The 24,215-nt window shown below is 65.0% G+C and carries 22 protein-coding genes and 3 pseudogenes; 14 read left to right on the top strand and 11 right to left on the bottom strand.

Features of this window, described 5'->3' with window-relative positions; all coding sequences use genetic code 11:
* Positions 1-128 precede the first annotated feature (128 nt).
* The 4 genes and pseudogenes from A3M7_RS0100255 to A3M7_RS0100240 form a co-directional block, all read right to left on the bottom strand.
* Positions 129-866, bottom strand: coding sequence for a DUF899 domain-containing protein (locus A3M7_RS0100255; protein ID WP_027542098.1), 738 nt, complete (start codon positions 864-866; stop codon positions 129-131).
* A gap of 21 nt (positions 867-887) precedes the next feature.
* A pseudogene (locus A3M7_RS0100250) lies at positions 888-1,220 on the bottom strand (SRPBCC domain-containing protein); the annotation flags it as partial.
* Between the two features lie 11 nt (positions 1,221-1,231).
* A complete protein-coding gene (locus A3M7_RS0100245; RefSeq protein WP_245284181.1) occupies positions 1,232-1,804 on the bottom strand; it encodes a helix-turn-helix transcriptional regulator in 573 nt (190 codons plus the stop codon).
* A 149-nt stretch (positions 1,805-1,953) separates the two neighbouring features.
* On the bottom strand, positions 1,954-2,928 hold the full coding sequence (locus tag A3M7_RS0100240; RefSeq protein WP_027542095.1) for a tripartite tricarboxylate transporter substrate binding protein: 975 nt from the start codon (positions 2,926-2,928) through the stop codon (positions 1,954-1,956).
* A gap of 126 nt (positions 2,929-3,054) precedes the next feature.
* Here A3M7_RS0100240 and A3M7_RS0100235 point away from each other — a divergent pair, with 126 nt between their 5' ends.
* A complete protein-coding gene (locus A3M7_RS0100235) occupies positions 3,055-3,465 on the top strand; it encodes a VOC family protein (RefSeq protein ID WP_027542094.1) in 411 nt (136 codons plus the stop codon).
* 26 nt (positions 3,466-3,491) lie between these two features.
* Positions 3,492-3,667 (top strand): annotated as a pseudogene (locus tag A3M7_RS50355) (ATP-dependent acyl-CoA ligase); the annotation flags it as partial.
* Between the two features lie 189 nt (positions 3,668-3,856).
* Here the strand turns inward: A3M7_RS50355 and A3M7_RS0100225 are convergent.
* From A3M7_RS0100225 to A3M7_RS49415, 4 genes are all read right to left on the bottom strand, one after another.
* Positions 3,857-4,951: an HD-GYP domain-containing protein gene (locus tag A3M7_RS0100225; protein ID WP_027542093.1), complete on the bottom strand. Its 1,095-nt coding sequence runs from the start codon at positions 4,949-4,951 to the stop codon at positions 3,857-3,859.
* A 490-nt stretch (positions 4,952-5,441) separates the two neighbouring features.
* Positions 5,442-7,727, bottom strand: a complete 2,286-nt coding sequence (locus A3M7_RS0100220) for a molybdopterin cofactor-binding domain-containing protein (protein WP_027542092.1) — start codon at positions 7,725-7,727, stop codon at positions 5,442-5,444.
* The gene (locus A3M7_RS0100215) at positions 7,724-8,215 is read right to left on the bottom strand and encodes a (2Fe-2S)-binding protein (protein WP_027542091.1); all 492 of its coding nucleotides are present in this window, start codon (positions 8,213-8,215) and stop codon (positions 7,724-7,726) included. Before A3M7_RS0100215 ends, A3M7_RS0100220 begins: the two co-directional genes overlap by 4 nt.
* A gap of 32 nt (positions 8,216-8,247) precedes the next feature.
* Positions 8,248-8,424: a hypothetical protein gene (locus A3M7_RS49415; protein ID WP_198033675.1), complete on the bottom strand. Its 177-nt coding sequence runs from the start codon at positions 8,422-8,424 to the stop codon at positions 8,248-8,250.
* Positions 8,425-8,515: 91 nt separating this feature from the next.
* Between A3M7_RS49415 and A3M7_RS0100205 the strand changes: the two genes are divergently transcribed.
* From A3M7_RS0100205 to A3M7_RS0100190, 4 genes are all read left to right on the top strand, one after another.
* The gene (locus tag A3M7_RS0100205) at positions 8,516-9,280 is read left to right on the top strand and encodes an alpha/beta fold hydrolase (RefSeq protein ID WP_027542089.1); all 765 of its coding nucleotides are present in this window, start codon (positions 8,516-8,518) and stop codon (positions 9,278-9,280) included.
* Positions 9,281-9,305: 25 nt separating this feature from the next.
* A complete protein-coding gene (locus A3M7_RS0100200) occupies positions 9,306-9,647 on the top strand; it encodes a hypothetical protein (protein WP_027542088.1) in 342 nt (113 codons plus the stop codon).
* Between the two features lie 202 nt (positions 9,648-9,849).
* Positions 9,850-10,521 carry a dienelactone hydrolase family protein gene (locus A3M7_RS0100195; RefSeq protein WP_027542087.1) on the top strand — a complete coding sequence of 224 codons (672 nt, stop codon included), beginning with the start codon at positions 9,850-9,852 and terminating at the stop codon, positions 10,519-10,521.
* Positions 10,522-10,729: 208 nt separating this feature from the next.
* Positions 10,730-11,212: a hypothetical protein gene (locus A3M7_RS0100190; RefSeq protein ID WP_027542086.1), complete on the top strand. Its 483-nt coding sequence runs from the start codon at positions 10,730-10,732 to the stop codon at positions 11,210-11,212.
* Positions 11,213-11,357: 145 nt separating this feature from the next.
* Here the strand turns inward: A3M7_RS0100190 and A3M7_RS0100185 are convergent, their stop codons facing one another.
* The 3 genes from A3M7_RS0100185 to A3M7_RS0100175 all read right to left on the bottom strand — a co-directional run bounded on the left by A3M7_RS0100185 (position 11,358) and on the right by A3M7_RS0100175 (position 13,366).
* Positions 11,358-12,092: a polysaccharide biosynthesis/export family protein gene (locus A3M7_RS0100185; RefSeq protein WP_027542085.1), complete on the bottom strand. Its 735-nt coding sequence runs from the start codon at positions 12,090-12,092 to the stop codon at positions 11,358-11,360.
* 154 nt (positions 12,093-12,246) lie between these two features.
* Positions 12,247-12,903 carry a peptide-methionine (S)-S-oxide reductase MsrA gene (gene msrA, locus A3M7_RS0100180; protein WP_027542084.1) on the bottom strand — a complete coding sequence of 219 codons (657 nt, stop codon included), beginning with the start codon at positions 12,901-12,903 and terminating at the stop codon, positions 12,247-12,249.
* A gap of 145 nt (positions 12,904-13,048) precedes the next feature.
* On the bottom strand, positions 13,049-13,366 hold the full coding sequence (locus A3M7_RS0100175) for a hypothetical protein (RefSeq protein WP_027542083.1): 318 nt from the start codon (positions 13,364-13,366) through the stop codon (positions 13,049-13,051).
* A gap of 362 nt (positions 13,367-13,728) precedes the next feature.
* On the opposite strand from A3M7_RS0100175, the gene rpsT reads away from it, so the two are divergent.
* The 8 genes and pseudogenes from rpsT (at position 13,729) to A3M7_RS0100135 (ending at position 23,959) form a co-directional block, all read left to right on the top strand.
* Positions 13,729-13,995 (top strand): 30S ribosomal protein S20, encoded by a 267-nt coding sequence (gene rpsT / locus A3M7_RS0100170; protein WP_011083654.1) that lies wholly within the window; start codon positions 13,729-13,731, stop codon positions 13,993-13,995.
* A gap of 1,282 nt (positions 13,996-15,277) precedes the next feature.
* Positions 15,278-16,690: a chromosomal replication initiator protein DnaA gene (gene dnaA / locus A3M7_RS0100165; RefSeq protein ID WP_027542082.1), complete on the top strand. Its 1,413-nt coding sequence runs from the start codon at positions 15,278-15,280 to the stop codon at positions 16,688-16,690.
* 385 nt (positions 16,691-17,075) lie between these two features.
* A complete protein-coding gene (dnaN, locus tag A3M7_RS0100160) occupies positions 17,076-18,194 on the top strand; it encodes a DNA polymerase III subunit beta (RefSeq protein WP_011083651.1) in 1,119 nt (372 codons plus the stop codon).
* 251 nt (positions 18,195-18,445) lie between these two features.
* A complete protein-coding gene (locus tag A3M7_RS0100155; protein WP_027542081.1) occupies positions 18,446-18,811 on the top strand; it encodes an endonuclease domain-containing protein in 366 nt (121 codons plus the stop codon).
* A gap of 87 nt (positions 18,812-18,898) precedes the next feature.
* Positions 18,899-20,035 carry a DNA replication/repair protein RecF gene (recF, locus tag A3M7_RS0100150; protein WP_027542080.1) on the top strand — a complete coding sequence of 379 codons (1,137 nt, stop codon included), beginning with the start codon at positions 18,899-18,901 and terminating at the stop codon, positions 20,033-20,035.
* A gap of 112 nt (positions 20,036-20,147) precedes the next feature.
* Entirely contained in the window at positions 20,148-20,891 is a 744-nt protein-coding gene (locus A3M7_RS0100145; RefSeq protein ID WP_027542079.1) for a hypothetical protein, read from the top strand.
* 118 nt (positions 20,892-21,009) lie between these two features.
* Positions 21,010-23,188 (top strand): annotated as a pseudogene (locus A3M7_RS0100140) (hypothetical protein).
* A 198-nt stretch (positions 23,189-23,386) separates the two neighbouring features.
* A complete protein-coding gene (locus tag A3M7_RS0100135) occupies positions 23,387-23,959 on the top strand; it encodes a hypothetical protein (protein WP_371089806.1) in 573 nt (190 codons plus the stop codon).
* Positions 23,960-24,215 lie beyond the last annotated feature (256 nt).

Below are 24,215 nucleotides of genomic sequence, written 5' to 3'. Positions count from 1 at the left end.
CGTTCGGGACTACGACCGAGCGCCATCGATAGATTCCGCGGTATGGGTCCTGGCTTTCGCCAGGACGACGATGGGGAGAGACTGAGTGCTCTCTCAGCACTGATTGCACTGAGAGAGCCGTTCCCCCCTCACCCGTGGCAGCACGCATCCTTCGCCGCCTGCGGCTCGTACTGGTCGCGCAGGCGCACCCAGTCCATCGGATAGGGCAGCCCCTCCTCGTGACGGCCGAGCGGGGTGAGGTCGAGGTACTGATAGGCGGCGTTCATCATGTCGAGGCCGCGGGCGAAACAGGAATAGGTGTGGAAGATCTCGCCGGCCTCGTTGCGGTAGAACACGCTGATGCCGGGCAGCTCGGGACCGTAGAACGGCGTGGTGCCGAAATTGTACATCGGCTTGCCCGTGGCGATCTGCTCTGGCGAGAACGTCACGCCGTAATCCCGGTTGAAGTCGTTGCTTCCCGACGAAATCCAGTCGAACGTCCAGCCCATCCGCGTCTTGAAGTCCTCGAGCTTTGCGATCGGCGCCAGCGAGATCGCGACCGTCGCGGTGTCGCGCGCGGCCAGGTGCGGCACCATGCGATCAAGACCGTCGGCCCAGAATGAGCAGCTCTTGCAGGCCGCTTCCCAGTCTGGCGCAAACATCACGTGCTGGACGACGAGCTGCGGACGCCCCTTGAAGAGATCGCCGAGCGTCACCTTGCCGCCCGGTCCGTCGAACACGTAGTCCTTGTCGACCTTGACCCAGGGCAGCGCGCGGCGCTCCTCGGCGAGGCGCTCGCGCGCCGCTGTGAGCTCCTTCTCATGCGCCATAAGGGCTTTGCGAGCCGCGATCCATTGCTCGCGCGAAACGATCTGATGTTGCTGCATGGCGGTCTCCTCTGGCGGAAATCAGGCGACGAAGGCTTCGAGCTTGTCGAGGAACGAGCTCCAGCCCCGCTGATGATTGTCGCGTGCGGCCTCGTCGAAGAACTGGGCGTGATGAAAGATCATCAGCGTGCCGGCGCTGTCAGGCTTGAACGAGATCGTGACCAGCGATTCGCGCTCCGGCGTCGAGTGCCAGGCCCAGCTGAACACCAAGAGCTCGTTCGGCACGACCTCGCGATAGGTGCCGCCGGCCTCGAAATATTCGCCGTCGTCGCTGACGAAGCTGATGCGGTAGCGGCCGCCGGTGCGAACGTCGAGCTCGGCGTTCAGCGTCGCCGGCTTCATGTTCGGCGGCCCGAACCATTGCGCTAGCTGCGCGGCCTGCGTCCAGGCGGCGTAGACTTTCTCCGGCCGCGCGCGGAGCCGGCGCGTGAGCGTGAGGCTTGGACGTTCGCTTGGACGTTCGCTTGCGCGCTCGGCGTTGCGGGAATCGGTGTTGACGGCTGGGTTGGCCATGTCTCTTCCTCCACGAAGGCGGCAAGACGATCCAGATTGTCGGACCAGTACTGCGCGTAACGATTGAGCCAGTTCATCGCCTGCTCCATCGGCTGCGCGGTGAGCCGGCACGAGACCGTGCGACCGGTCTTCTCGCGCACGATCAGGCCTGCATCCGTGAGCACGTCGAGATGCTTCATGATCGCCGGCAGCGAGACCGGAAACGGTGCGGCCAGCTCGCTCACCGACAGGCTGTCCTGCTCGCCAAGGCGGGCGAGAAGCGCACGCCGCGTCGGGTCTGACAGCGCCGCAAAGGTCCGGTCCAGCGTCTCGTCCTGATACTTAACCATGTGGTTTAGTATAAACGCGGACGGACAGCCGTCAAGCAGGAACCCGCGCGCGTGAAGCTGCACGACTGCGTGATCGGGCCGACCGATGTGCAGCATGAAACGCGACCAGGACGGCGTAACGAGCCGCGCGCGCCGGCGCGGCTGGCGTGGCGCCGGGCCGTTTCATTCCAGGTCAACGAGACGACGCACGCAAGAAAAAAGCCCTGCCGAACGGCAGGGCTCCATTTCCGGTCATCGCAAGATCGCTACTCGACCTTCAGGCCGGCGAACTCGACGACCTTCTTCCACTTCTCGGTCTCGGCCTTGATCTCCTCGCCGAACGCCTCGGGGGTCTGCACCCGCGGCTCGCCGCCGAGCTCGACCAGGCGCTTGGTCATGTCCGGCTCCTTCAACAGCGTGTTGATCTCATCATTGAGCTTGGCGATGATTTCCTTCGGCGTGTTCTTCGGCGCACCCATGCCGAACAGCGCGCTCGCCTCGTAGTCCTTCACGGTCTCGCCGATCGCCGGCACGTCGGGCAATTGCGGCGAGCGCTGCGCGGTGGTGACGCCGATCGCACGCAGGCTGCCCGAACGGATGTGCTGGATGATCGAGGGCATGTTGTCGAAGATCACCTGCACCTGACCGCCGATCATGTCGGTGATCGCGAGCGCCGCGCCGCGATAGGGCACGTGCTGCATCTTGCAGCCGGTCATCGCCATGAACATCTCGCCGGACAGGTGCACCGAGGTGCCGTTGCCCGACGAGGCCATGTTGACCTTGCCAGGATTGGCCTTCACGTATTCGATGAACTCGGCGACGGTCTTGGCCGGCACATCCTTGTTGACGGTCAGCACGTTCGGCACGCGCTGGAACGAGGCGACCGGCGCGATGTCGCGCACGAAGTTGAACTTCAGATTGGTGTAGAGCGAGGCGTTGATGTAGTTGGCCGGATTGACCAGCTGCAACGTGTAGCCATCGGGCTCGGCGTTGATGACCGATTCGGTGCCGATATTGTTGCCGGCGCCCGGCTTGTTCTCGACCACGAATTGCTGGCCGAGCTTTTCCGACAGGCGCTGGCCGATCAGCCGCGCCAGGATGTCGGTGGCCCCGCCCGGCGGATAGCCGACCACCCATTTCACCGGGCGAGCCGGATAGTCGGCGGCAAGCGCCTTCGACAGCGGGCTGGCTGCAAGAGGAGTGGCGGCAAGCAGGCCCAGCGCGGTACGGCGAGTGATCATCTGAAGGGTTCTCCCAACGTGTTGTTCTTGAAAGCCGGATATCTTGAAAGCGTCGTCGGCGGCGTTGTAACAAAGCCCGAAGCACGCGGAAAGTGCGCAACGCACATGGCGACGAAAGGATAAGGCATGCCGGTCAAGGTCGAGGCCCTCGATCATCTCGTGATCAACGTCGCCGACGTCGCGGTGACTGCGGAGTGGTACCGCAAGATTCTCGGCATGGAAGTCAAGGTGTTCGACCCCGGTGGCGGCAAAGCGCCGCGGACTTCCCTTCAATTCGGTAACCAGAAGATCAACGTCCGGCCGCGCGATGCCGACAAGGTGGAGTGGTTCACCGCCGACCACCAGACCGCCGGCAGCGAGGATCTGTGCTTCCTCACCTCCGCCTCGCCCGACGAGGTGGTGGCGCATTTGCAGGCACACGGCGTCGCGATCGAGGAGGGCCCGGTTCCCAAGCAAGGCGCCCGCGGCACGCTGCGCTCGGTCTATTGCCGGGATCCGGACGGCAGCCTGATCGAGATCTCGTCGTACGAGGATTGAGGCGCCTCGCGCTACACACTCCGTCGAACGTCGCCGCCTCCGAGATCGAGCAGGTGATCGCGCTCGTCCCCGGCGTGCGCGAGGCCGCGGTTGTGGCGAAGAAGCATCCTTCAAGGTGCCGCGCGAGATCAGGCTGGTCGACATGCCGCGCTCGACGCTGGAGAAGGTGGCGAAGGCGGAGTTGCGGAAGATGGTGGGGTAAGCTTCGCCTATCTCCACGACGTCGTCCTGGCGAAAGCCAGGACCCATACCGCGTGATCTACGCAATGGGCAGGACGATCATTGCGAGGGTCTTCGCCAAGCTGGCATTCGGGGTAATGGGTCCTGGCTTTCGCCAGGACGACACCGAGCGTGTGGCAACAGCGCCGCTAAAACGGCGCCGACACCTCGTTCAGAACGACCCCAGCGCCACCGGGCGGAACGCCTGCAACAGCTGCTGGTCGAGCTTGCCGCCCATGCCTTCCATCATCGTGAAGGCGCGGGAGTGGGTGAAGGGCATGCGGTAGGCGCGCTTCTCCACCAGTGCGGCGTAGATGTCGACGATCGTGGTCAGCCGCACGATGTCGCTGATCTGGTTCGACGACAGGGCGTTGGGATAACCGCTGCCGTCGAGGAATTCGTGGTGATGCAGCACCACGTCGAGCATCTCCGGCGGGAAGCCACCTTGCGCGGCGAGCGCGTCATAGCCGCGGCGCGGATGCTGGCGGACCTCGTCCATCTCCTCGTCGGTGAGCTTGCCGGGCTTGTCGAGCAGCGCGGAGGGAACGAAGGCCTTGCCGACGTCGTGCAGTAGCGCGGCGCGGGTCAGGCGGCGCTGGTCGTCCTCGCGCATGCCGAGATGCTGCGCGAAGGCGACCGCAAAGCCGGTGACGAAGAGGCAGTGGCGATAGCTGCCGACATGGTGGCAGCCGACCGTGGTGAGCCACTCGCGCAGCGAGGAGTGCTTCATCGCCTTCAGGATCTTGCTCTCGGCGGCGATGACGTCGCCGAAGGTCAGGGGCACGCCGAGCGGCAACTTCTCGAACATCTTGGCGAGCACCGCGTGCGCCGCCTCGACGCCGCGGTTGAGCGTCTTGCCGCGATCGGTCGCATCATAGCTGGCGGTGTCGGGAAACGCGGCGCGGATGCGCTGCAGAATAGCGTCGGGCTGAAGCGGCCGCGAGATCGTGTCGGTGGCGCCCAGCGCCCAGGCCTGCATGGTGCCGTGGTGCAGGGCATCGGCGAGCACGAACAGCCGCGGCATCGAACGATAGGCATCGCCGCGCAGCTTGTTGCGCACCCGCTGCACGCTCTCGGGCGAGCGCAGATTGATGTCGACCACGAGGCCGGAGAGATCGCGCGAGGGCGTCTCGGGAATGTCCTGGGTCGTCACCGTCGAGACGTCGCCGACCGCCTTCAAGATGCTGGCAAGCTCGGTGCTCTCGTCGCTCCGGTCGGAGGCGAGAAGAAGCCGGCGTTTGGCGGCGGGTTTGGCTGACGCGTTCATGACTTCCCCAAGAGCGCTGGACCGAGGGCACGGGACTGGATCTGGCCTCAGCCTAAGCCCGATCAGGTTCTCCGGCCCTTAAGAGGCGTGCTCAATGGAACCTTCCGGGATTGCGCGCAATTTTACCGATTTCGGTTCCCATGACGGGCTCCAATCAAAACGGCGAAAACAACCCCATGCACAGTAGAACGGGCCTTGATGACAAAGGGGAATCTCGGGCGCTGTCCGTCCCCGTCCCCCGCCGTCATCGCCCGGCTTGCCGTCTTCGCTAAAGCTACGCCGGCCCAACACCGCGAGCCCGGCGAAGCCTTGGCGGAGCCGGGACCGCGCGATCCAGTACTCCGAGACGGCTATGTGAATCGATAGGCCGCGGCTTACTGGATGCCCCGCCTTCGCGGGGCATGACAGCGACCATGGGGATGCAAAGCTCCAAAACAAATCCGCCGGAGGTTGCCCTCCGGCGGATTTTCTCTGGCAGCCTTCGACCGGCTTACGCCTTCATCGCGCCCTTCACGGCTTCGGCCGTGATCGGCAAAGCCCGCACGCGCGCGCCGCTGGCGTTGAAGATGGCGTTGCCGATGGCGGGAGCGACCACCGTCACGGCGGGCTCGCCGACGCCGGTGGCTTTCTCGCCGTTGGCGATCACGGCGACCGCGACCTCGGGCACCTGGCTCATGCGCAAGGGCGTGTAGCTATCGAAATTGGTCTGCTCGATGCCACCGTCCTTGAGCGTCGCCTTCTCGTACATCGCCAGTGACAGGCCCCACAGCGCCGCACCCTCGACCTGGGCACGGATATTATCGGGATGCACCTGGGTGCCGACGTCGGTTGCGACCGTGAGCTTCTTCACGGTCACCTCGCCCGACGGCGCCACCGCGACGTGGGCGACGCACGCCGTCCAGCTTGCGGTCGCGCGCTCCTGCGACGAGACGCAGGCGACGCCCATGCCCTCGCCTTTCGGCAGTTGCTTGGTGCCGTAGCCGGACAGTCCCATCGCGGCGAGCAGCGTGTTGCGCAGCCGCTGCGCGCCGCCGTCGTTCTTGCCCTTGCCGTCGAGCAGCCCGATGCGGAACTGCGCCGGGTCCTTGCCGGTCGCAGCCGCGATCTCGTCGATCATGCTTTCGACCGCCCAGAAGGTCCAGCCGGGCGCCACCGAGCGGAGCTGCCCGGACGGCGTTGCGTTGTGCGCGAGCTCGTTCTTGATCGCGCGCACATAATGGTTCGGCACGGTGTAGAAGAAGTCGGCCCCGTTCACCGTGAAGGAATCGAGCGGGCCCTTCTTGTCGACCGATGGCGTCAGGAAATCGGGGATTCCCCAGCGCGCGGTCGGCCAGGCCGAGACCACGTCGTGGCTGAGCGCGACGAGCTTGCCGTCGCCGTCCACGCCGGCCTTGACCTTCTGGTAGGTGAGCGGACGCGAGAAATCCATCGTCATGTCGTTCTCGCGCGTGTAGATCACCTTCACCGGCTTGCCGATGGCCTTCGCCGCCTGCACCGCCGGCACCATCATGTCGGCATCGAGCCTGCGGCCGAAGCCGCCGCCGAGCCACATCTGGTGCATCACCACGAACTTCGGATCGATCCCGGCGGCGCCTGCCGCAATCGCGCCGGAGCGCGTCGCGAACTGGTTGCCGGAATAGATGTGCAGGATGTCGCCCTTGAACTCCGCGGTGGCGTTCATCGGCTCCATCGGCGCGTGAATGTTGATGCTGGTGGTGTACTCCGCCTCCAGCACCTTTGCCGCCGACCCGAACGCGGCCGAGGGATCGCCATCCTTGACGAAGAACTGGCCGGAATCCTCTAGCTTCTGAAGCCGCTTGGCTTCGTCGAGCAGCGACTGGCTCGAGACCTTCGCGTTCGGACCGCCGTCATAGGCGATCTTCAGCGCCTGCGCTGCCTTCTTGGCGTTGGCGTAGGTGCTGGCGACCGCGACGACCCAGCCCGACGTCGTTCCGGTCTTGTCGTCGAGGGTGACGGCCTTGATAAAGCCCGGCACCTTCTTCGCAGCCGCGTCGTCGACCGACTTCACCGTGGCGCCGAAGCGCACCGGCGGCGTCTCCACCGCGCCATAGGCCATGCCCGGCAGCATCACGTCGATGCCGTATTTGGCCGTGCCGTTGGTCTTGGAGGGGATATCGAGCTGCGGCACCGACACGCCGATCATGGCGTATTGATCCGGCGTCTTCAGCTTGATCGCCTTCAGCTCGTCCGGCGTGAAGGTCTTGGTCGCCTTGCCGCTCTTGACCAATTCGGCGAACGACATCTGCTTTTTCGACTTCGGATGCACGATCATGGAATCGCGCACCACGAGTTCCGACGCCGGCACGCCCATCGCGGCGGCCGCGCCTTCCGTCAACGCCATGCGGCCCGCGGCGCCTGCGCGGCTCATGGCGTCAAAGTTCATCATGGTCGACCAGCTGCCGCCGGTGATCTGCGCGCCCAGCACGGGATCGTTGAACTTCGGATCGTTGGAGGCGAGCTGCACGCGCATATCGCTCCATTTCGCCCCCAATTCCTCGCAGACGATCTGCGCCATGGTGGAGGCGATGTGCTGGCCCATGTCGGCCTTGCCGCAGGTCACGGTGACGAGACCGTCAGGCGAGATCGCATACCAGACGCTAGGCTCGAAAGTGGCGGGCGCAGCGGCCGATGCCGGATCGATGCCGGGCACGCCGGCATAGCCGAGCACGAGGCCGGTCGCGGCGGTGCCGACGAGGAATGAGCGGCGGCTGAGATCGGTCGTCTCAGGGGCGACGTCGTTCACGTGCTTATTCATGTGGGCCTCCGCTCGTTGCCCGAGGCGGATGCGGTGCGCATCTCCGTAGCTGCACGCATGATCGCCTTCTGGATCCGCGAATAGGTCATGCAACGGCAGAGATTGCCGTCCATATGCGCGACGAGCTCCTCCTTGGTCGGATTGGGATTCTTCGCGAGCAGCGAGGCTGCCTGCATGATCTGCCCGGACTGGCAGTAGCCGCATTGCGGAACCTGCTCGGCGATCCATGCCTTCTGGAGCGGATGATCGCCCTTGGCGGAGAGGCCTTCGATGGTGGTGATCTTCTTGCCGGCGACGTCGCCGACCATGGTCTGGCACGAGCGCACGGCTTCGCCGTTGACGTGCACGGTGCAGGCACCGCACAGGCCGGCACCGCAGCCGAACTTGGTGCCGGTCATCTGCAATTGCTCGCGGATTGCCCAGAGGAGCGGCGTGTCGTTCGCCGCATCCACGGACAGACTCCGCCCGTTGATGGTGAGAGTTGGCATAGGCGTCTTCCCCTGCCGGTGCATGAAGCCGCTTACGGCGGCAACTTGTAGCGGACGCCCACCGGGCTGGCGTCAGCCTTGGCCGCAAGAATGATCGGGTTCAGGCGCGGAGGCAAATGCAATTTGGAATTGATCGAAACCACCATGTTGTGCGTTGCGACAACGGAGCCGCCGCAGCGACTGGACGCAACAGAGAAGGCGTTGCACATGCGTGCCATCGCGTTCAGGCAGTTTCTTCCAGGTAACCCATCGGGCTAGGATCGACGCGAAAACAACAACCAACATAAAGAGGCGGGAGACATGCCAAGGATCGATCGGGACGGGGTCGGGATCTACTACGAAGTTCACGGCGACGGGCCGCCGCTGCTACTCACCCACGGCTATTCCTCGACCTCGGCGATGTGGCATGAACAGGTCGACGCGCTCGCGAAGGACCACAAGCTTGTCTTGTGGGACATGCGCGGCCACGGCCAGTCCGACTATCCTGATGACCCCGAGGCCTACAGCGAAGCACTCACGGTCGGCGACATGGCGGCGATCCTCGATGCCATCGGTGCCAAGCGCGCGATCATCGGCGGGCTGTCGCTCGGCGGCTACATGTCGCTCGCCTTCACACGTGCCTGTCCGCAACGCGTCCGCGCGCTGCTGATCATCGACACCGGTCCGGGCTTCAAGAAGGACGATGCGCGCGAGGCCTGGAACGCACGGGCGCTTGCCACCGCCGACAGGCTCGATCGCGAAGGTCTCGACGTGCTGAAGGCGGCGACGCGCGAGCGCGCCACCGCAAGCCATCGCAACGCCAAGGGGCTGGCGCTTGCCGCACGCGGCATGCTGACCCAGCGCGATGCGCGGGTGATCGAGCTCTTGCCCGACATCAAAGTGCCGTCGCTGATCGTGGTCGGCGCCGACGACACGCCGTTCCTGGCCGCATCCGACTACATGGCGGCCAAGATCCCCGGCGCACAAAAGGTCGTGATCCCCGCCGCCGGACACGCCGTCAACATCGATCAGCCCAAGGCATTTGTTGACGCGGTGCTGCCTTTCCTGAAGAACTTGCCGCAATAGGCCGGCCGGACGAGGACTTAAGGCGATGAAGCGAGCGATGTTGGTTGCGGGCGTCATGGCGACACTTTTCCCGGCGTCGGTGCAGGCCGAGCCGTTCGGCACCATGCCGCTGCGCCAGCCCTTCGTCGCGACCTTGTCGAACAACACGCCGCTCGCCTTCGGCATGGACGCCGAGCAGACCGCACGCGCTTTGGGGCAGCCGCTGCAATATGTGCGGGGTCGTCCCGGCAACGAGATCTACCTCGCGCTTCGCAATCTCGGCGGCAGCGGGCTGATCCCCTACCGCCACCGCCTGTTCCTGCAATTTCGCCACGGACGGCTGGCGGGATGGAAGGAGGACTACGGCGAGAACTGGATGTGGGAGTGATGGCCGACCCTTCATGACCCAGAGAAATGGCATCCACGCGGTCGTGCGTTGAAGTTGCCACATCGTCATGGCCGGGCTTGTCCCNGCCATCCACGACTTCTGTGCCGCACCAAGAACGTGGATGCCCGGGACAAGCCCGGGCATGACGAGCTTTGGAGCGAGCAGATTCTCAATCAACGACCAACCAAGAAGGACAACCCGCGTGGGACAAGACATCAAACTGACGGCCTCCGACAATTTCCAACTCGGCGCCTATCGCGCTGATCCCGCAGGCAGTCCGAAGGGCGCGGTGGTGGTGATCCAGGAGATCTTCGGGGTCAATCATCACATCCGCTCGGTCTGCGATCGGCTCGCCGGGGAAGGCTATGTCGCGATCGCGCCGTCGATCTTCGACCGCACCTCGCCGAATTTCCAGTCGGGCTACACACCCGACGAGATCGCCGAAGCGCGCAAGTTCGTAGCCAATCCCGACTGGGAAGCGATGCTGCGCGACACGCAAGCTGCGATCGATGCGGTCAGAAGCGTCGGCCCTGTCGGCATCGTCGGCTTTTGCCTCGGCGGCAGCGTCGCCTTCGTCGCGGCGACGCGGCTGAGCGGCCTCAAGGCCGCGATCGGCTATTACGGCGGCGCGGTCGTGCGCTTTGCAGAGGAGACGCCGAAGGCGCCGACGCAACTGCATTTCGGCGAGAAGGATGCCGGCATCCCCCGGACCGACGTCGAAACCGTCAAGGCGAAACGGCCGGACGTGGAGGTCTTCATCTATCCGGACGCCCAGCACGGCTTCCATTGCGACGAGCGCGCGAGCTACGACAAGGCGAGCGCCGACATCGCCTGGCCGCGCAGCATGGCGTTTTTCGCGAAGCATTTGACGTAAGGCGCACATCTCTCTTCCGTCATTCCGGGATGCGCCGCGAAGCGGTGCAGGCCCGGAATCCATAACCACGAACTGGGGTTATGGATTCCGGGCTCGCGCTACGCGCGCCCCGGAATGACGAGAGGGGAGAGCGGGAATCGGGTGGGCGCGACCTGACACTCGGCCGTAGGGTTGGCCAATCAAGCCGACACACGCCGGGAGAAACGTCATGCAGCACGCCAACACGAACCTCGTCATCCGCAATCCCTTCGGCACGATGGACGTCGCGGGCCCGGACGATTCAGAAGTCATGGACTATGCCGCGACCGCAACGCTTGCCGGCGATGGCGCCGACGTCAATGCGGGGCGTTGGGCGTCGATTCCAACATCGATCGACCCGCTCGAGGGCATCTGGGCCAGTCGCTGGAACGGCGGTGCCGATCCGACCATTGCTGGCGATACGCCGGAGACATGGAAGCAGGGCCGCGCGGAAATTCGCGTCGCGGGGAACCGGATCTATCTGCGCTTCGACTGGGACAATGGCCGCCGACACGGGCTGATCGACGCTGCGCGCGAGGACGCCGGCCGCCTCGTCGGCAAGTACATCAACCTGACCAATCCTGCGATCACGCGACCGTGGATCGGGCGCGTGGTCGATGCGGCACGCATCGACGGATGTTTTCCGAACGGGCGGCTGGATTTCAGGAGATAGGTCGCGAGGTCGCCGACATCACCTCCGCCGTCATTCCGGGATGCGCCGCGAAGCGGTGCAGGCCCGGAATCCATCGGGCGTCGGGAATGGTGGCGGAATGGATTCCGGGTTCGCGCTACGCGCGCCCCGGAATGACGAGAGAGAGCTAGAACCAGCGCTCGCCGACGAACACGGTGTCGCCCGGTGCCAACGGCGTGCCGAGCGGAACCACGGCGCGCATGGCGCCGCCGGCTTCGGTGTGCGTCACGGTGACGACGTCGCGCTTGGCGCGGGGCGAGAAGCCGCCGGCGATCGCGACGGCGCTCTCGACCGTCATGTTCGGTACGTAAGGATATTGGCCGGGCGCCGTGACTTCGCCGAGAATGAAGAACGGGCGATAGGCTTCGATCTCGACGGCGACCGAAGGCTCGCGGATGTAGCCGTTGCGCAGGCGCGCGGCGATTTCACCGGCGAGACCCGCCGTGGTGCGGCCACGCGCCGGCACCGCGCCGATCAGCGGCATGGTGATGGAACCGCCGGCATCGATCGCGTAGCTGTTGGTGAGACCTTCCTGGCCGTAGACCACGACGCGCAGCTTGTCGCCGGCATCGAGATGGTAGGAGGCGTCATAGCGGGCCGGCGCGGCGTAGCCGACCGGCATCGGCGCAGGCGCGGAGGCAAAGGAATTGCGCAGCGCCCCGACGGCGCCACCGCTGTCGGCGACGACAACCGGCTGCGGTGCGTTGTAGGGCTGGCCATAGGCCATGGAATCGAGATCGGCACGCGGCTGCATCACCGCGACGGGACCGGCGGTCTGCATGCAGCCGCCAAGGGCAAGCGCGGCGGACGCTGCCAGGGACGCTGCCAAGATCGACCATCGAAACGCGCGTGCAACCGGCACCGGACCTATCCCTCGAAACGAGACAGCTCCTGTCTTGCACCGGTTATGGTTAATAAAGCGTTGAACGGGTGTCAGCGCGGCAATGCGGATGCGATGGCACCGGACACTCCATCATGGCCGGGACAAGCGCGGCCATGAGGAGTCTGTAGTTAGCCTACGCGCTCACGCCGACGCCGATCGGGCAGGACACGCCGGTGCCGCCGAGGCCGCAATAGCCGGCGGGATTCTTGGCCAGATATTGCTGATGGTAGTCCTCGGCGAAATAGAATGCGCCGGCGGGCGCGATCTCGGTGGTGATGGCACCGAGGCCCTTGGCTGCGAGCGCCTTCTGATAGAGCGCCTTCGACTCGTCGGCCGCTTTCCTCTGCGCATCCGAGCAAGTGTAGATTGCGCTGCGGTACTGCGTGCCGACGTCATTGCCCTGGCGCATGCCCTGCGTCGGGTTGTGGTTCTCCCAGAACGTCTTCAAGAGCTTCTCGTAGGAGATCTTCTTCGGATCGAACACGACCAGCACCACTTCAGTGTGGCCGGTGCGTCCCGAACAGGTCTCCTCGTAGGTCGGATTCGGCGTGTGGCCGCCGGCGTAGCCGACGGCGGTGGTGTAAACGCCATCGCCAAGCTCCCAGAACTTGCGCTCGGCGCCCCAGAAGCAGCCGAGCCCGAACACCGCCTGCTCGAGGCCGGCGGGATAAGGCGGCTGCAACTTGCTGCCGTTGACGAAATGAGTGGTCGCGGTCGGGATGGCCTGCGCACGGCCCGGCAGCGCCTCAGTTGCGCTCGGCAATGCGGTGGTCTTGCGCATGAACAGCATGGACGGATCTCCGAGGAACGAGCTGTCCGTCGCGTGAGCCAACTCGATAAGCCAGGCGCTCAGGCGGCGTGCTCGCGATCAGGTGGGAATATAGGCATTTACGCGCGAAGGGGCAGCCCTGTTACGGCGCCCTGATGTGCGGCGTTCAGTCCCGCGAATAGCCGATCAGCGGCTTGCGCGGGCGGAACAGGATCATCAGCAGGATGCCGACAATGCCGAGGACGGCGAACACCGGCTGGTCCAGCACGAGGCGGATCACCGAGGTCCAGAGCCAGGGCGCCTTGGCCTCGACCCAGGTCCGGAACGCCGACTGGCTGGCCTGATTGATGTCGTTCCAGAACTGGCCGAACCGGGTGAATTTGAGGGTCTGGTCGGCCACCCAGCGGGCGCCGTCATAGACCATGAAAATGAACCCGCCGGCGAGCAGCAACAGCCCAATCAGTCGGAAAAAGCCGCGGATCATGCCTCACCTTATATGGTCGTCCAATCGGCGGACCTAAAGAAACGCCGCCAGCCAATAGCCGCAAGGCGGCAGAAATTCAACCTCTTCAGGGCGTTACGGCACCCATCCAGGCCGCCCGGGGCCGGTTTTCCAAGCCTTGAAAGCGTTGACGGTGCCAAAGACCCTCTCTATAAGGGCGCCAACTGGCGGCGGGCGCAATCCTGCCGCCGCTGTTCTTTGAGCAGTTGCAGGCTCTTTGAGGCCTCGTGTTCCGGGAACAGCCTTGAACCGAACACCCTAAATCCGAGCGTCGATTACGCGGTCAAGCAAGCCGGCGCTACCCGACCAAGACGCGACCGGTACCCGCAAAGGACATTGAGACCATGGCCAATACCACCTCCGCCAAGAAAGCGACGCGCAAGATCGCCCGCCGCACCGCCGTCAACAAGTCGCGCCGCACCCAGATGCGCGGCGCCGTGCGCAACGTCGAGGAAGCCATCAAGACCGGCGACCGCGCCGCCGCCGTGAAGGCGCTGGCCAATGCCGAGCCCGCCTTGATGCGCGCCGCCCAGCGCAACATCATTCACAAGAACAATGCCAGCCGCAAAGTCTCGCGGCTCACCGCGCAGATCGCCAAGCTCGCCAAGTAAGTTCGCGAAGTAACTTCGCGAACCAGGTTCGCCAAGCGATCTGGTTGCAATCATTCGATCGGTTGATCCGCTCGACATCGCGTTCGTCAATCAGCCCGGCCTCGCGCCGGGCTTTTTGCTGCCTGTCATATTCACGCAAGCAGTCGCGCGCCGCGCCAATCTTCGATTGGAGGATCTGCATCTCCGCACTATGATGCCTTCCGTAATTTTACCTGCAGTCTTGTTGGCGGGTGATGTTGCAACAGCGGAAACTTTCAGTGCAGTGCGAAAAACCTTTGCGAGGCAGGGCTAACTCGCATCTGCACGCGCGCCAGGTTCTGCACACCGTAGTTTCACCGGAACGCATCTCGCGGTGGAGTTACCCTGTGAAACGAGACTCAAAAAACGATGGCTCGCTAATCACTTATCGACATAGCGATCACAAGCATTTGGAAAATTCGTTTGCACGTCGTGCGCGTGACGCTTTTGTAAAAAATTTTTGGCGGTGACGGGGATTTGTCACATGACGCGGTGCATTTTCGATTCTGTGCACGAATCCAAAAACTTGCTCACGAGCCTGTGCACAAGTCGCGCGCGGCGTTAACGCTGGTCAAGTTTTTTGATGCCTCAAGTGTGAATCAATTTCGTTGCGAGTCTTTCCGCTTAGTGTATTCCTTAAGTCGTTCGCGGCGCCCACGATCTTGAGACCAGCGCGGTTTTGGAAACGGGGCGAGCGTGCAAATCGGCGGCGGTGTGCACGTTGGCGACGCTTCAACAAGCGATTGTCGGTTCAAAACCCATAGCAACATGGGAATGGTAGTTCTTTGTCTGAATGTCTCCAAGCGAGATCCAAGCGCAAACGAGAGACATCTTGAGCTACCAACGACAGGCGTGATTGGCGAAGCCGGGCGAACGAAAAGTGCAGACGGGCAGGACATCGGCGACTTTGGCCGCGGGTGTCTTCAGGACACGCAGGACCTTGCCGTGAGCAATCACGGCAGGACGGGGAGGTATCATGTCTTACGGACAGAACGCGGTATTGAAACAAATTTCCCATTCCAACCATGCCGTTCTAAATCCGTCGGACACCCAGCCTCCCGCGTGTGACGGAGCGCCGAGTACGCGCTGACCTCGCGACCCCTCCATCTCTGACATCGCTGATCGGACGCGGCGTTCTCGCCGAACGGTCGAGCCATGCCTGACGATGGACTCGCTTTGAGGTCGCGCCATGCCAGGACCCCTATGGCAGGAACCCTGCATGGCGCTCACAACGCAACTATATCTCTCAAGAGAAGTTTTGACGATGAACACATCGGAACAGGATCGCTGGTCACGCGTGAAGAGTCGGCTGCGCTCGAACGTGGGCGAAGACGTCTATACGAGCTGGTTTGCGCGCATGGATCTCGAAGACGTGCAGGATGAGAGCGTGCGGCTCTCGGTTCCCACGCGCTTCCTGAAGAGCTGGATCCAGGCCCATTATGCCGAGCGCGTGCTGTCGTGCTGGCAGGCCGAGATGCCGGAAGTGCATCGCATCGATCTCACCGTTCGCTCCGCAGTGCGCCCGGTCGTGCAGCCGAAGGAAGCTCCGGTGCCGGTCGAAACACGCCGTGCGCCGGCGCCGGAGCTGCGCTCGACCGCGACCGCGCCGGTCTCGGCCAATCATGACGCGCTCGGCGGCTCGCCGCTCGATCCGCGCCTGACCTTTGCGAGCTTCGTCGTCGGCCGCTCCAACACGCTGGCCCATGCGGCCGCGCGCCAGGTCGCCGAGGGGCGCCGCGGCGATCCTGTCATGTTCAACCCGCTCTACATCCATGCCGGCGTCGGTCTCGGCAAGACGCATCTGCTCCAGGCGGTGACCTGGGCCGGCAATTCCGGCAACGAGCGCAAGGTGCTGTATCTCACGGCCGAAAAATTCATGTACGGCTTCGTGGCCGCGTTGAAGACGCAGACGGCGCTCGCCTTCAAGGAAGCGCTGCGCGGCATCGACGTGCTGGTGATCGACGATCTCCAGTTCCTGCAGGGCAAGTCGACGCAGGCGGAGTTCTGTCACACGCTGAACGCGCTGATCGACGCCGGCCGCCAGGTCGTGATCGCGGCCGACCGTCCGCCGTCCGATCTCGAGAGCCTGGACGACCGCGTGCGCTCGCGGCTGGCCGGCGGCCTCGTGGTCGAGATGGGCTCGCTCGGCGAGGAGCTGCGCCACGGCATCCTCAAGTCGCGCGTGGCCGCCGCCCGCGCCCATCATGCGACGTTCGACGTGCCGGAGGAGGTGCTGCATTATCTCGCCCGCACCATCACCCATAACGGCCGCGACCTCGAAGGCGCGATCAACCGGCTGCTGGCGCACTCCAAGCTCAACAACCAGCCGGTGACGCTGGAGATGGCCGAGCGCGAGGTGCGCGACCTGGTCCGGCCGCAAGAGCCGAAGCGGATCAAGATCGAGGACATCCAGCGCGTGGTGGCGCGGCAGTATAATGTCAGCCGCTCCGACCTCTTGTCCTCGCGCCGCACCGCCAACGTGGTCCGCCCGCGCCAGGTGGCGATGTACCTTGCCAAGACGCTGACCCTGCGCTCGCTGCCCGAAATCGGCCGCCGCTTCGGTGGACGCGACCACACCACGGTGCTGCACGCCGTGCGCAAGATCGAGGCGCTGGTCTCCAAGGACACCGCGCTGTCGGAGGAAGTCGAGTCGCTGAAGCGCCAGCTTCAGGAATAAACGCCTATTTCCTTCACCTCTCCCCGCTTGCGGGGAGAGGTCGGAATACGCGCGCAGCGCGGATTCCGGGTGAGGGGGACTCTCGGCGCGTCCAACTCTCACCTCCCTTGCGGAAACTCCCCCTCACCCCAACCCTCTCCCCGCAAGCGGGGCGAGGGAGCGCACCTGCGCCAGGGCGGCGGCTTCGTTTTGGGCTGTAAATCGTGGGGAACTGCCCACCGATCCCTTGAATCCGGGGGCCATCCGCGCCACCTTGCGCGACCCTGACGGCTTTGGTCATATCGGCTGGAGACCCCGGCCTGTCGGGGTCTTCGGTGCCGCGGCGCGCTTTCCGGCCGCCCGGCTTTTCAACGTGGGTTTCCTTGGGGATCGGGCGAGTAGTGCAATGAAGGTTACGGTCGAACGCGCGCAACTCCTGAAATCGCTGGGCCATGTCCACCGCGTCGTCGAGCGCCGCAACACGATTCCGATCCTCGGCAACGTGCTGGTCCGGGCCGAGAACGCGAAATTGTCGCTGAAGGCGACCGACCTCGACCTCGAGGTGACGGAAACGCTGCCCGCGGAAACCGCGACCGCCGGCTCCACCACCGTGCCGGCGCACATGTTCTACGACATCGTGCGCAAGCTGCCGGACGGCTCCCAGATCGTGCTCGAGGCCGACGGCGACCGCGCCGTGCTGGCGATCCGCGCCGGCCGCTCGCGCTTCACGCTGCAGACGCTGCCGGAGAATGATTTCCCGGATCTGGCCGCCGGCGACATGTCGCATTCGTTCTCGCTCGCCGCCAAGGACGTCAAGCGGCTGATCGACCGCACCCAGTTCGCGATCTCGACCGAGGAGACGCGCTATTACCTCAACGGCATCTATCTGCACGCCGCCGGCACCGCCAAGGCCGCGACCCTGCGCGGCGTCGCCACCGACGGCCACCGCCTCGCCCAGCTCGACCTGGTCCAGCCCAAGGGCGCGGACGGCATGCCCGGCGTGATCGTGCCGCGCAAGACGGTCGGCGAGGTGCAGCGCCTGATCGAGGACACCGAAGCCGAGATGACGATCGAGCTGTCGCAGGCCAAGATCCGCTTTACGATCGGTAACGTCGTGCTGACCTCGAAACTGATCGACGGCACCTTCCCCGACTACGGCCGCGTCATCCCGCAAGGCAACGACAAGGAGCTCGTCGTCGACAAGAAGGACTTCGAGAACGCGGTCGACCGCGTCTCCACGATCTCGAGCGAGCGCGGCCGCGCGGTGAAGCTGTCGCTGTCGCCGGGCAAGCTGGTGCTGTCGGTGACCAACCCGGATTCCGGCAGCGCGACCGAAGAGCTCGAGGTCGAATACGCCTCCGACGCCCTCGATATCGGCTTCAACTCCCGCTACCTGCTCGACATCGCCGCCCAGATCGAAGGCGAGGTCGCGACCCTCAGGCTCGCCGACCCCGGCTCGCCCACCCTGGTCCAGGACCGCGACGACAAGAGCGCGCTGTACGTGCTGATGCCGATGCGGGTGTGAGGGACGTGCTCCCTCACCAATACCAGGCCCCCCCTCATGATCCAGGCGCAATGCGCATTATCGCGCCCTCTCCCCTTGCGGGAGAGGGCAGCACCGCTATTTGCCAAGACCTCACTCGGGTGAGGGGTCCTCTCGCGGCACCTTCTATGTGGAGACAACCCCTCACCCGCCGTCGCTGCGCGACGGCACCCTCTCCCGCAAGGGGAGAGGGTGGCGGCACCGCGCTACAACGACATTCAGAATGAACACCGATGCCGCAAGATCCGCACCATCGGCCGACAGCCAAGCCTCTTCGCCAGTTCGCGAAGAACATGCGGCATCAACCGACAGATGCGGAAGCGGCTATGTGGCGCCTGCTGAGGGATCGCCGGCTATCGGCCTACAAATTTCGCCGACAAGTTCCGACCGAGAATTACATCCTCGACTTCGTCTGTTTCGAGAAGCGCCTTGTGATCGAGATCGACGGCAGTCAGCACGCGGAATCGCAGCGCGACGCAGTTCGTGACGCCGCACTTTCCACGGAAGGATTCTCGATAGCGCGTTACTGGAACAATGACGTGCTACAGCAGCCCGCTTCTGTATTGGAGGATATCCTTGCAAAGCTTGCCGGGCGGTAAGATACCCCTCACCCGTCGCCTCACTGCGTGAGGCGCCACCCTCTCCCACAAGGGGAGAGGGAAGAATCGCGTCCATAACGAATAACTATGACCCCTTCCCGCATTCATCGCCTGACGCTGACGCATTTTCGCAATTATCGGGCGGCGGGGCTCGAGACGGCGGCTGACATGGTGGCGCTGGTCGGGCCGAACGGGGCGGGCAAGACCAATTGCATCGAGGCGATCTCGTTCCTGTCGCCGGGGCGCGGCCTGCGGCGTGCGACGCTGGAGGACGTTGCCGACAACCAGGGCGACGGCTCCTGGGCGGTGTCGGCGCAGGTCGAGGGCGCATTGGGCCTCGCCACGCTCGGCACCGGCATCGACGCACCGCGGGCAGATAGCCCGGTGAGCCGGCGCTGCCGCATCGACCGCGAGCCGGTCAATTCGGCGAACGCCTTCGGCGACCACATCCGCATGGTGTGGCTGACGCCGGCGATGGACGGGCTGTTCATGGGCGCGGCCTCCGAGCGACGGCGCTTCTTCGACCGCCTGGTGCTGGCGATCGACAGCGAGCATTCCAGCCGCATCTCCGCGCTCGAACGCTCCCTGCGCTCGCGCAACCGCCTGCTCGAGACGCGCAATTACGACGACCATTGGTGCGACGCGATCGAGCGCGAGACCGCCGAGCTTGCGGTCGCGGTCGCCGCAACGCGCGGCCAGACCGCAGCTAGGCTGACCGGCATGCTCAATGCGCGTGCGCAGGCCTCCGCCTTCCCGTCGGCGCAGATCGCGCTCGACGGCTGGATGGAGAACGCGCTGCTTCAGGAGACCGCGACCTCGGTCGAGGACCGCTACCGCCAGATCCTGCGCGACAACCGTCCGCGCGACGCCATCGCCGGCCGCACCACCGACGGCCCGCATTTGACCGATCTCCAGGTCATCTACGCGCCGAAACGCATGCCGGCGCGCGATGCCTCGACCGGCGAGCAGAAGGCGCTGCTGATCGGCCTCGTGCTGGCGCACGCGACGCTGGTCGCCGAGATGACCGGCATCGTGCCGCTGCTGCTGCTCGACGAGGTCGTCGCCCATCTCGATCCGAACCGCCGCGCTGCACTGTTCGACGAGCTGAAGAAGCTCGGCGCGCAGGTCTGGCTGACCGGCGCGGACCCGGCCGCTTTCGCCGAGATCGGCGCCGGCGGCGAGGTCTTTGACGTCGAGAGCGGACGCGTCTCCGCCCGGCGCTAGCACGCCATTGAACCCGACGATTTCCGGCCGCGACTAGCTGTCAGAGGCCGCGCCGACGGTATCGCGGCCGTGACTGAGCGATGACATGAATCGCAATCTCTTGGAGAGTGAGATGCGGACGGTAAGGCCCGGGGCGCAGGTCCCGGCACACTGGCGGGCGGTTGCGTGCGGCCTCGTGCTGCTCGCAAGCTGCATGCTCGCGGCAGGCGCCGGCGCGGGGCTGCCGCACCTGACGGCGCTGTTTTCGGCCGAGCTCACGCCGGATCCCGCCTCCAAGCTGCCCGCGCCGACCCGTTACAGCTACCGGGGCATCCACACCACCGTCGTGCAGGGCGTTGAGACGCCGCTTCGCACCAAGTTAGAGGCCACCGTGCCCGCCGAGCTCGGCAACGTCCTCGCCTTCTACCGCACCGAGCTCGGAAAGCTCGGCTGGCAGGAACAGCACGATGGCGCGGTGGTCTCCGCCGATCACGTCCAGCTCGCCTTCGTCTCCCCGCTCGGACCCGGCATGCTGGCGCTCGACCGCAAGGACAGCAGCACCACGGTCAACCTCGTGCAGAAGAACGCATCCGTCGCGACCAACGCGAACGTCATGCCCGAGCCCGGCCAGGCGAAACTGGTGTTCGCCAACATCAGCGAGACGGACGCCACGCTCACGATCAACGACCGGACCATCAAGCGCGCCGCCGGCGCCTATGCGGTGTCGCTGGATCTGCAGCCCGGCAGATATTCCTACGAGGTGAGCGTGCCGGGCCATCCAGCCACCACGAATATCCTCAACTTCGCCGCCGGCGATACCTGGGAGCTCACGGTCGGGCGTGACGGAGAGGCATGGTCGCCGCTCCTTCTGTATTGAGCCCTGTTGAACCTCGCGAGTTCCTGCCGCGACTAGTCGTCTGAGGCCGCGCCGACGGTGCCGCAGCCTGCCATTGCGCCGGGGATGAAGACCCGCGCGAAATCCAGGAGTTTTGGCGATGTCGATCATCAAGCGCGGGACGCAGGTCCCGGCACGCTGGCGGCTGCTTGCATGCGGCCTTCTGCTCATGGCGAGCGCGTCTCTGCCCGCACGCGCCGACGATGGCATTGTCGACGTTCACGCACTGCCGCAACTCGAAGGTGCGGTGGAAGACACCTCGCCCCGATCCCTACCGCGTGGAATATCGCATGCCGACGCCGCAGGCGGTGACTTCACCGGCGGTGCGAAAGCTCCTGAGCGCCGACGGATGGGTGCCCTACGTGCTGCCGCTGGAGGAGAAGAGCACGACGCTGAAATTCAAGAAGGGACGGCAGGGCCTTTCCGTTCATTTCACGCAGGCCCTCGGCCGGCCCGACCAGTCCGTGGTCTACTACACGACCGACCGGGTCTATTCGAACGTGCCGTTTCCCGAAGGCGCGAGCGACCTCGTGTTCGACGGCACGAGGCCCTATCTCGGCTGCATCGCGCCCGGCGCGCTCGATGCGACCTCGGATTTCTTCACGAAGGAAATGGCGGCGATCGGCTGGCGGAAGCTCACACCGGAGACGGCCGCGCGCTGGGCGAACGCCGATCTCGGCGACGCCGTCCCGAACGGCGTGCGCGTCTTCTACGAGCATCCCGATGGCGACACGACGCAGTTCTACAAGCAGAAGCCGGTGATGCTGACGCTGACCCGCCGCGACGACGGCAGGACCAATGTCGAGATCAGGGTGGCGCCGTTCGTGCTGCCCCAGGAGCTCCAGGCCGACGATGACATTGCCGGCCTGCCGCGACCCAAGCCGACCAAGACCGCCAGGGGATTGGGCAGCGCGACGTCTGCCAAGCACGAAATGTCGGCCGCCGTGATGGCCGACCTGCCCGCGGTGCTCGCCTTCTACCATCGCGAGCTCGCCGCGCGCGGCTGGCAGGAGAATGGCAATGCACCGCTCGCCGCCGGCGACGAGGTGGCGATCAAGGTCTCCTCGGCAGAGGAAACCGGCGTGCTGCGGTTCGGCCGCAAATATGATTTCACCATGGTCAGCCTGACCGCGCAGTTGACGGAAGCGGCGCTCGCCGCGCGCGCCAGGGCCAAGAAGGAAGCCGACGAGAAATTCTTCAAGGACGCGGAGACCGCGGCCAGGCAGGTCATCGCCGCCGACGAAGCGAGGCGCAAGGTGCAGGCGGCCGCGCTGTCCGACACGCCGCTGAATGCGCTCGCCGACAGCAAGACGCCGGTGCCGGTGCCCGAAAACGCCGAAGGCCTGAAATTCGCGGGCGACGACGGCCGGCTCGAATTCTCCTCCACCTCGAGTGTGAAGGCGCTGACCGCGTTCTATCGGGCCGCGCTGAAGCCCGCAGGCTGGAAGGAGCAGCCCTCCGTCATCAACCAGCCCAACATGGCGATGATGGAGTTCTCGAAGGGTGGCAAGTCGATCTCGATGACCGTGATGCAGATGGGCCCGAAAGTGAATGTCAGCGCCAACGGATCGGGCCTCAGGATGGCCGCCGCCAATCCTGCCTCCAAGGGCGGCCCGGTGAGCAGCGATCCGGCTGGCGCGCAGGCCAAAGCGTCCGGCCCGCTGGAAGCGGATCCGGAATCTGCGCTGCCCGTGCCGAAGCAGCGCAGTTCGACCTCACTTGGCACGGCAAAACTGCCCGGCATCGAGGTGCCTTTCCGCCGCGAGCTCGAAGCCAGCGTGCCGGCCGAGCTCAGCGACGTGCTGGCGTTCTATCGCAGCGAGCTGGCAAAACTCGGCTGGCAGGAGAAGCCGGATGGCGCACTCGTCGCCGCCGATCGTGTGCAGCTCGCCTTCACGTCTCCGCAGGGACCGGCCGTGTTGAAGCTTGCCCGCGCCAGGAGCGAGACGTCGATCAACCTGGTGCAGAAGAACCCGGATGCCGCGACCAAGGCGGACATCATGCCAAAGCCCGGCCAGGCAAAGCTGCTGCTTGGCAATATGGGCAACCAGGAAGCCGTGCTCACCATCAACAAGCAGACCATCAAGGTTGCAGCCGGCGCGGGCGGTCCGCAGTCGCCGAAGGGGCCCACACTCGATCTGCCGGCGGGCAAGTACCAGTACTCGCTGAAAATGGCGGGCCGCCCCGCCCGCAACGACACCATCGACATCGCCGCCGGCGATGCCTGGGGCCTGATGGTGGGGCCGACCGGCGAAGTGCTGCCGTTGCAGATGTACTGATCCACCGGGCCCCTGATGCGGAGAGCGAGCATGACGACGGCAAGGCGTGCGATGAGAGGTCCGGCACGGTGGCTGCTGCCGCTGTGCGGCCTCGCTCTTCTCGCGGGGGGGCTGGTCGCCGCAAGCGCCGGCAGATGGATGCCGCATCCATCACCGCAAACTTCGGCCGCACTCACACCGGCGGATCCCGACGCCGACATGCCGGTGCCGAAGCAACACAACATCTCCAGCTCCAATACCACCCATGTGACCGGCATCGAAGTCCCGCTGCGGGTCGGACTCGAAGCCCATGTGCAGGCCCAGCTCAGCGATGTGCTCGCCTTCTACCGCACGGAGCTTGCAAAGCGCGGCTGGGAGGAAAGGCCGGATGGCGCTGTGGTAGCCGCCGATCATGTGCAGCTCGCCTTCGCCTCCCCCAAGGGGCCGGCCACCCTGAAGCTTGGCCGCGCGAAGGACGAGACCATTGTCAGCCTGGTGCAGCGGAATACGGAGGCCGCGGCCAAGGCCAATTTCCTGCCGATAGCAGGACAAGCGCGGCTGATATTCGGCTATCTTGCGCCCGATGTGGCTTCGCTTGTGATCAACGATCAAACCATCAAGATCGCGGGCGGCGAAAATCATCCACAAACGCTGGATCTGCCGCCCGGCACCTATTCCTACGCGCTGCTCGTGTCGGGCTATCGGGTGCGCACCGATACCATCACCGTGGCGGCAGGCGAGGCTTGGTCCCTCACGTTGGACGGCGACAAGAAGCCGGATCAGATCTACTGAACGCAGGTGGCCTGTTCCCGGGCGCCACGGCGCACGGGAACCCGCTTCTCCGCCCCGCAAAATCCACGCCTTCGAGGGGTGAAAAAGAGGCTCCGAATCGGGCTTTTTGCAGCGCCCAGAATCGGCCTTCGGGAGCCTTGAAAACCGGCCGAAAATCCCTATTTAGTCAAAGGGTTGCCGGAGGATACTTTGCGCTAGGCGCAATCCGTCTTTCATGGCACAAATAGCCTCACATCAGCGCCTTTTTGTGCGGCTG

It is taken from the genome of Bradyrhizobium sp. WSM2254 (assembly GCF_000472645.1).
In the GTDB taxonomy this organism is placed as follows: domain Bacteria; phylum Pseudomonadota; class Alphaproteobacteria; order Rhizobiales; family Xanthobacteraceae; genus Bradyrhizobium; species Bradyrhizobium niftali.
Note: the sequence above shows the minus strand (reverse complement) of the source record. Positions and strands in the feature narration are given on the sequence as shown.

Excerpts from the sequence above, each read along its gene's own strand:
- A3M7_RS0100200 (WP_027542088.1), top strand. The coding sequence starts at position 9,306 with ATGAAGCGAGCGATGTTGGTTGCGGGCGTCATGGCGACACTTTTCCCG.
- A3M7_RS0100220 (WP_027542092.1), bottom strand. The coding sequence starts at position 7,727 with ATGAATAAGCACGTGAACGACGTCGCCCCTGAGACGACCGATCTCAGC.
- A3M7_RS0100215 (WP_027542091.1), bottom strand. The coding sequence starts at position 8,215 with ATGCCAACTCTCACCATCAACGGGCGGAGTCTGTCCGTGGATGCGGCG.
- A3M7_RS0100190 (WP_027542086.1), top strand. The coding sequence starts at position 10,730 with ATGCAGCACGCCAACACGAACCTCGTCATCCGCAATCCCTTCGGCACG.
- A3M7_RS0100240 (WP_027542095.1), bottom strand. The coding sequence starts at position 2,928 with ATGATCACTCGCCGTACCGCGCTGGGCCTGCTTGCCGCCACTCCTCTT.
- A3M7_RS0100255 (WP_027542098.1), bottom strand. The coding sequence starts at position 866 with ATGCAGCAACATCAGATCGTTTCGCGCGAGCAATGGATCGCGGCTCGC.
- A3M7_RS0100235 (WP_027542094.1), top strand. The coding sequence starts at position 3,055 with ATGCCGGTCAAGGTCGAGGCCCTCGATCATCTCGTGATCAACGTCGCC.
- A3M7_RS0100145 (WP_027542079.1), top strand. The coding sequence starts at position 20,148 with ATGCGGACGGTAAGGCCCGGGGCGCAGGTCCCGGCACACTGGCGGGCG.
- dnaA (WP_027542082.1), top strand. The coding sequence starts at position 15,278 with ATGAACACATCGGAACAGGATCGCTGGTCACGCGTGAAGAGTCGGCTG.
- A3M7_RS49415 (WP_198033675.1), bottom strand. The coding sequence starts at position 8,424 with ATGTGCAACGCCTTCTCTGTTGCGTCCAGTCGCTGCGGCGGCTCCGTT.
- msrA (WP_027542084.1), bottom strand. The coding sequence starts at position 12,903 with ATGCTGTTCATGCGCAAGACCACCGCATTGCCGAGCGCAACTGAGGCG.
- rpsT (WP_011083654.1), top strand. The coding sequence starts at position 13,729 with ATGGCCAATACCACCTCCGCCAAGAAAGCGACGCGCAAGATCGCCCGC.
- A3M7_RS0100155 (WP_027542081.1), top strand. The coding sequence starts at position 18,446 with ATGCCGCAAGATCCGCACCATCGGCCGACAGCCAAGCCTCTTCGCCAG.
- A3M7_RS0100135 (WP_371089806.1), top strand. The coding sequence starts at position 23,387 with ATGCCGGTGCCGAAGCAACACAACATCTCCAGCTCCAATACCACCCAT.
- A3M7_RS0100175 (WP_027542083.1), bottom strand. The coding sequence starts at position 13,366 with ATGATCCGCGGCTTTTTCCGACTGATTGGGCTGTTGCTGCTCGCCGGC.
- A3M7_RS0100245 (WP_245284181.1), bottom strand. The coding sequence starts at position 1,804 with ATGCTGCACATCGGTCGGCCCGATCACGCAGTCGTGCAGCTTCACGCG.
- dnaN (WP_011083651.1), top strand. The coding sequence starts at position 17,076 with ATGAAGGTTACGGTCGAACGCGCGCAACTCCTGAAATCGCTGGGCCAT.
- A3M7_RS0100225 (WP_027542093.1), bottom strand. The coding sequence starts at position 4,951 with ATGAACGCGTCAGCCAAACCCGCCGCCAAACGCCGGCTTCTTCTCGCC.
- recF (WP_027542080.1), top strand. The coding sequence starts at position 18,899 with ATGACCCCTTCCCGCATTCATCGCCTGACGCTGACGCATTTTCGCAAT.
- A3M7_RS0100205 (WP_027542089.1), top strand. The coding sequence starts at position 8,516 with ATGCCAAGGATCGATCGGGACGGGGTCGGGATCTACTACGAAGTTCAC.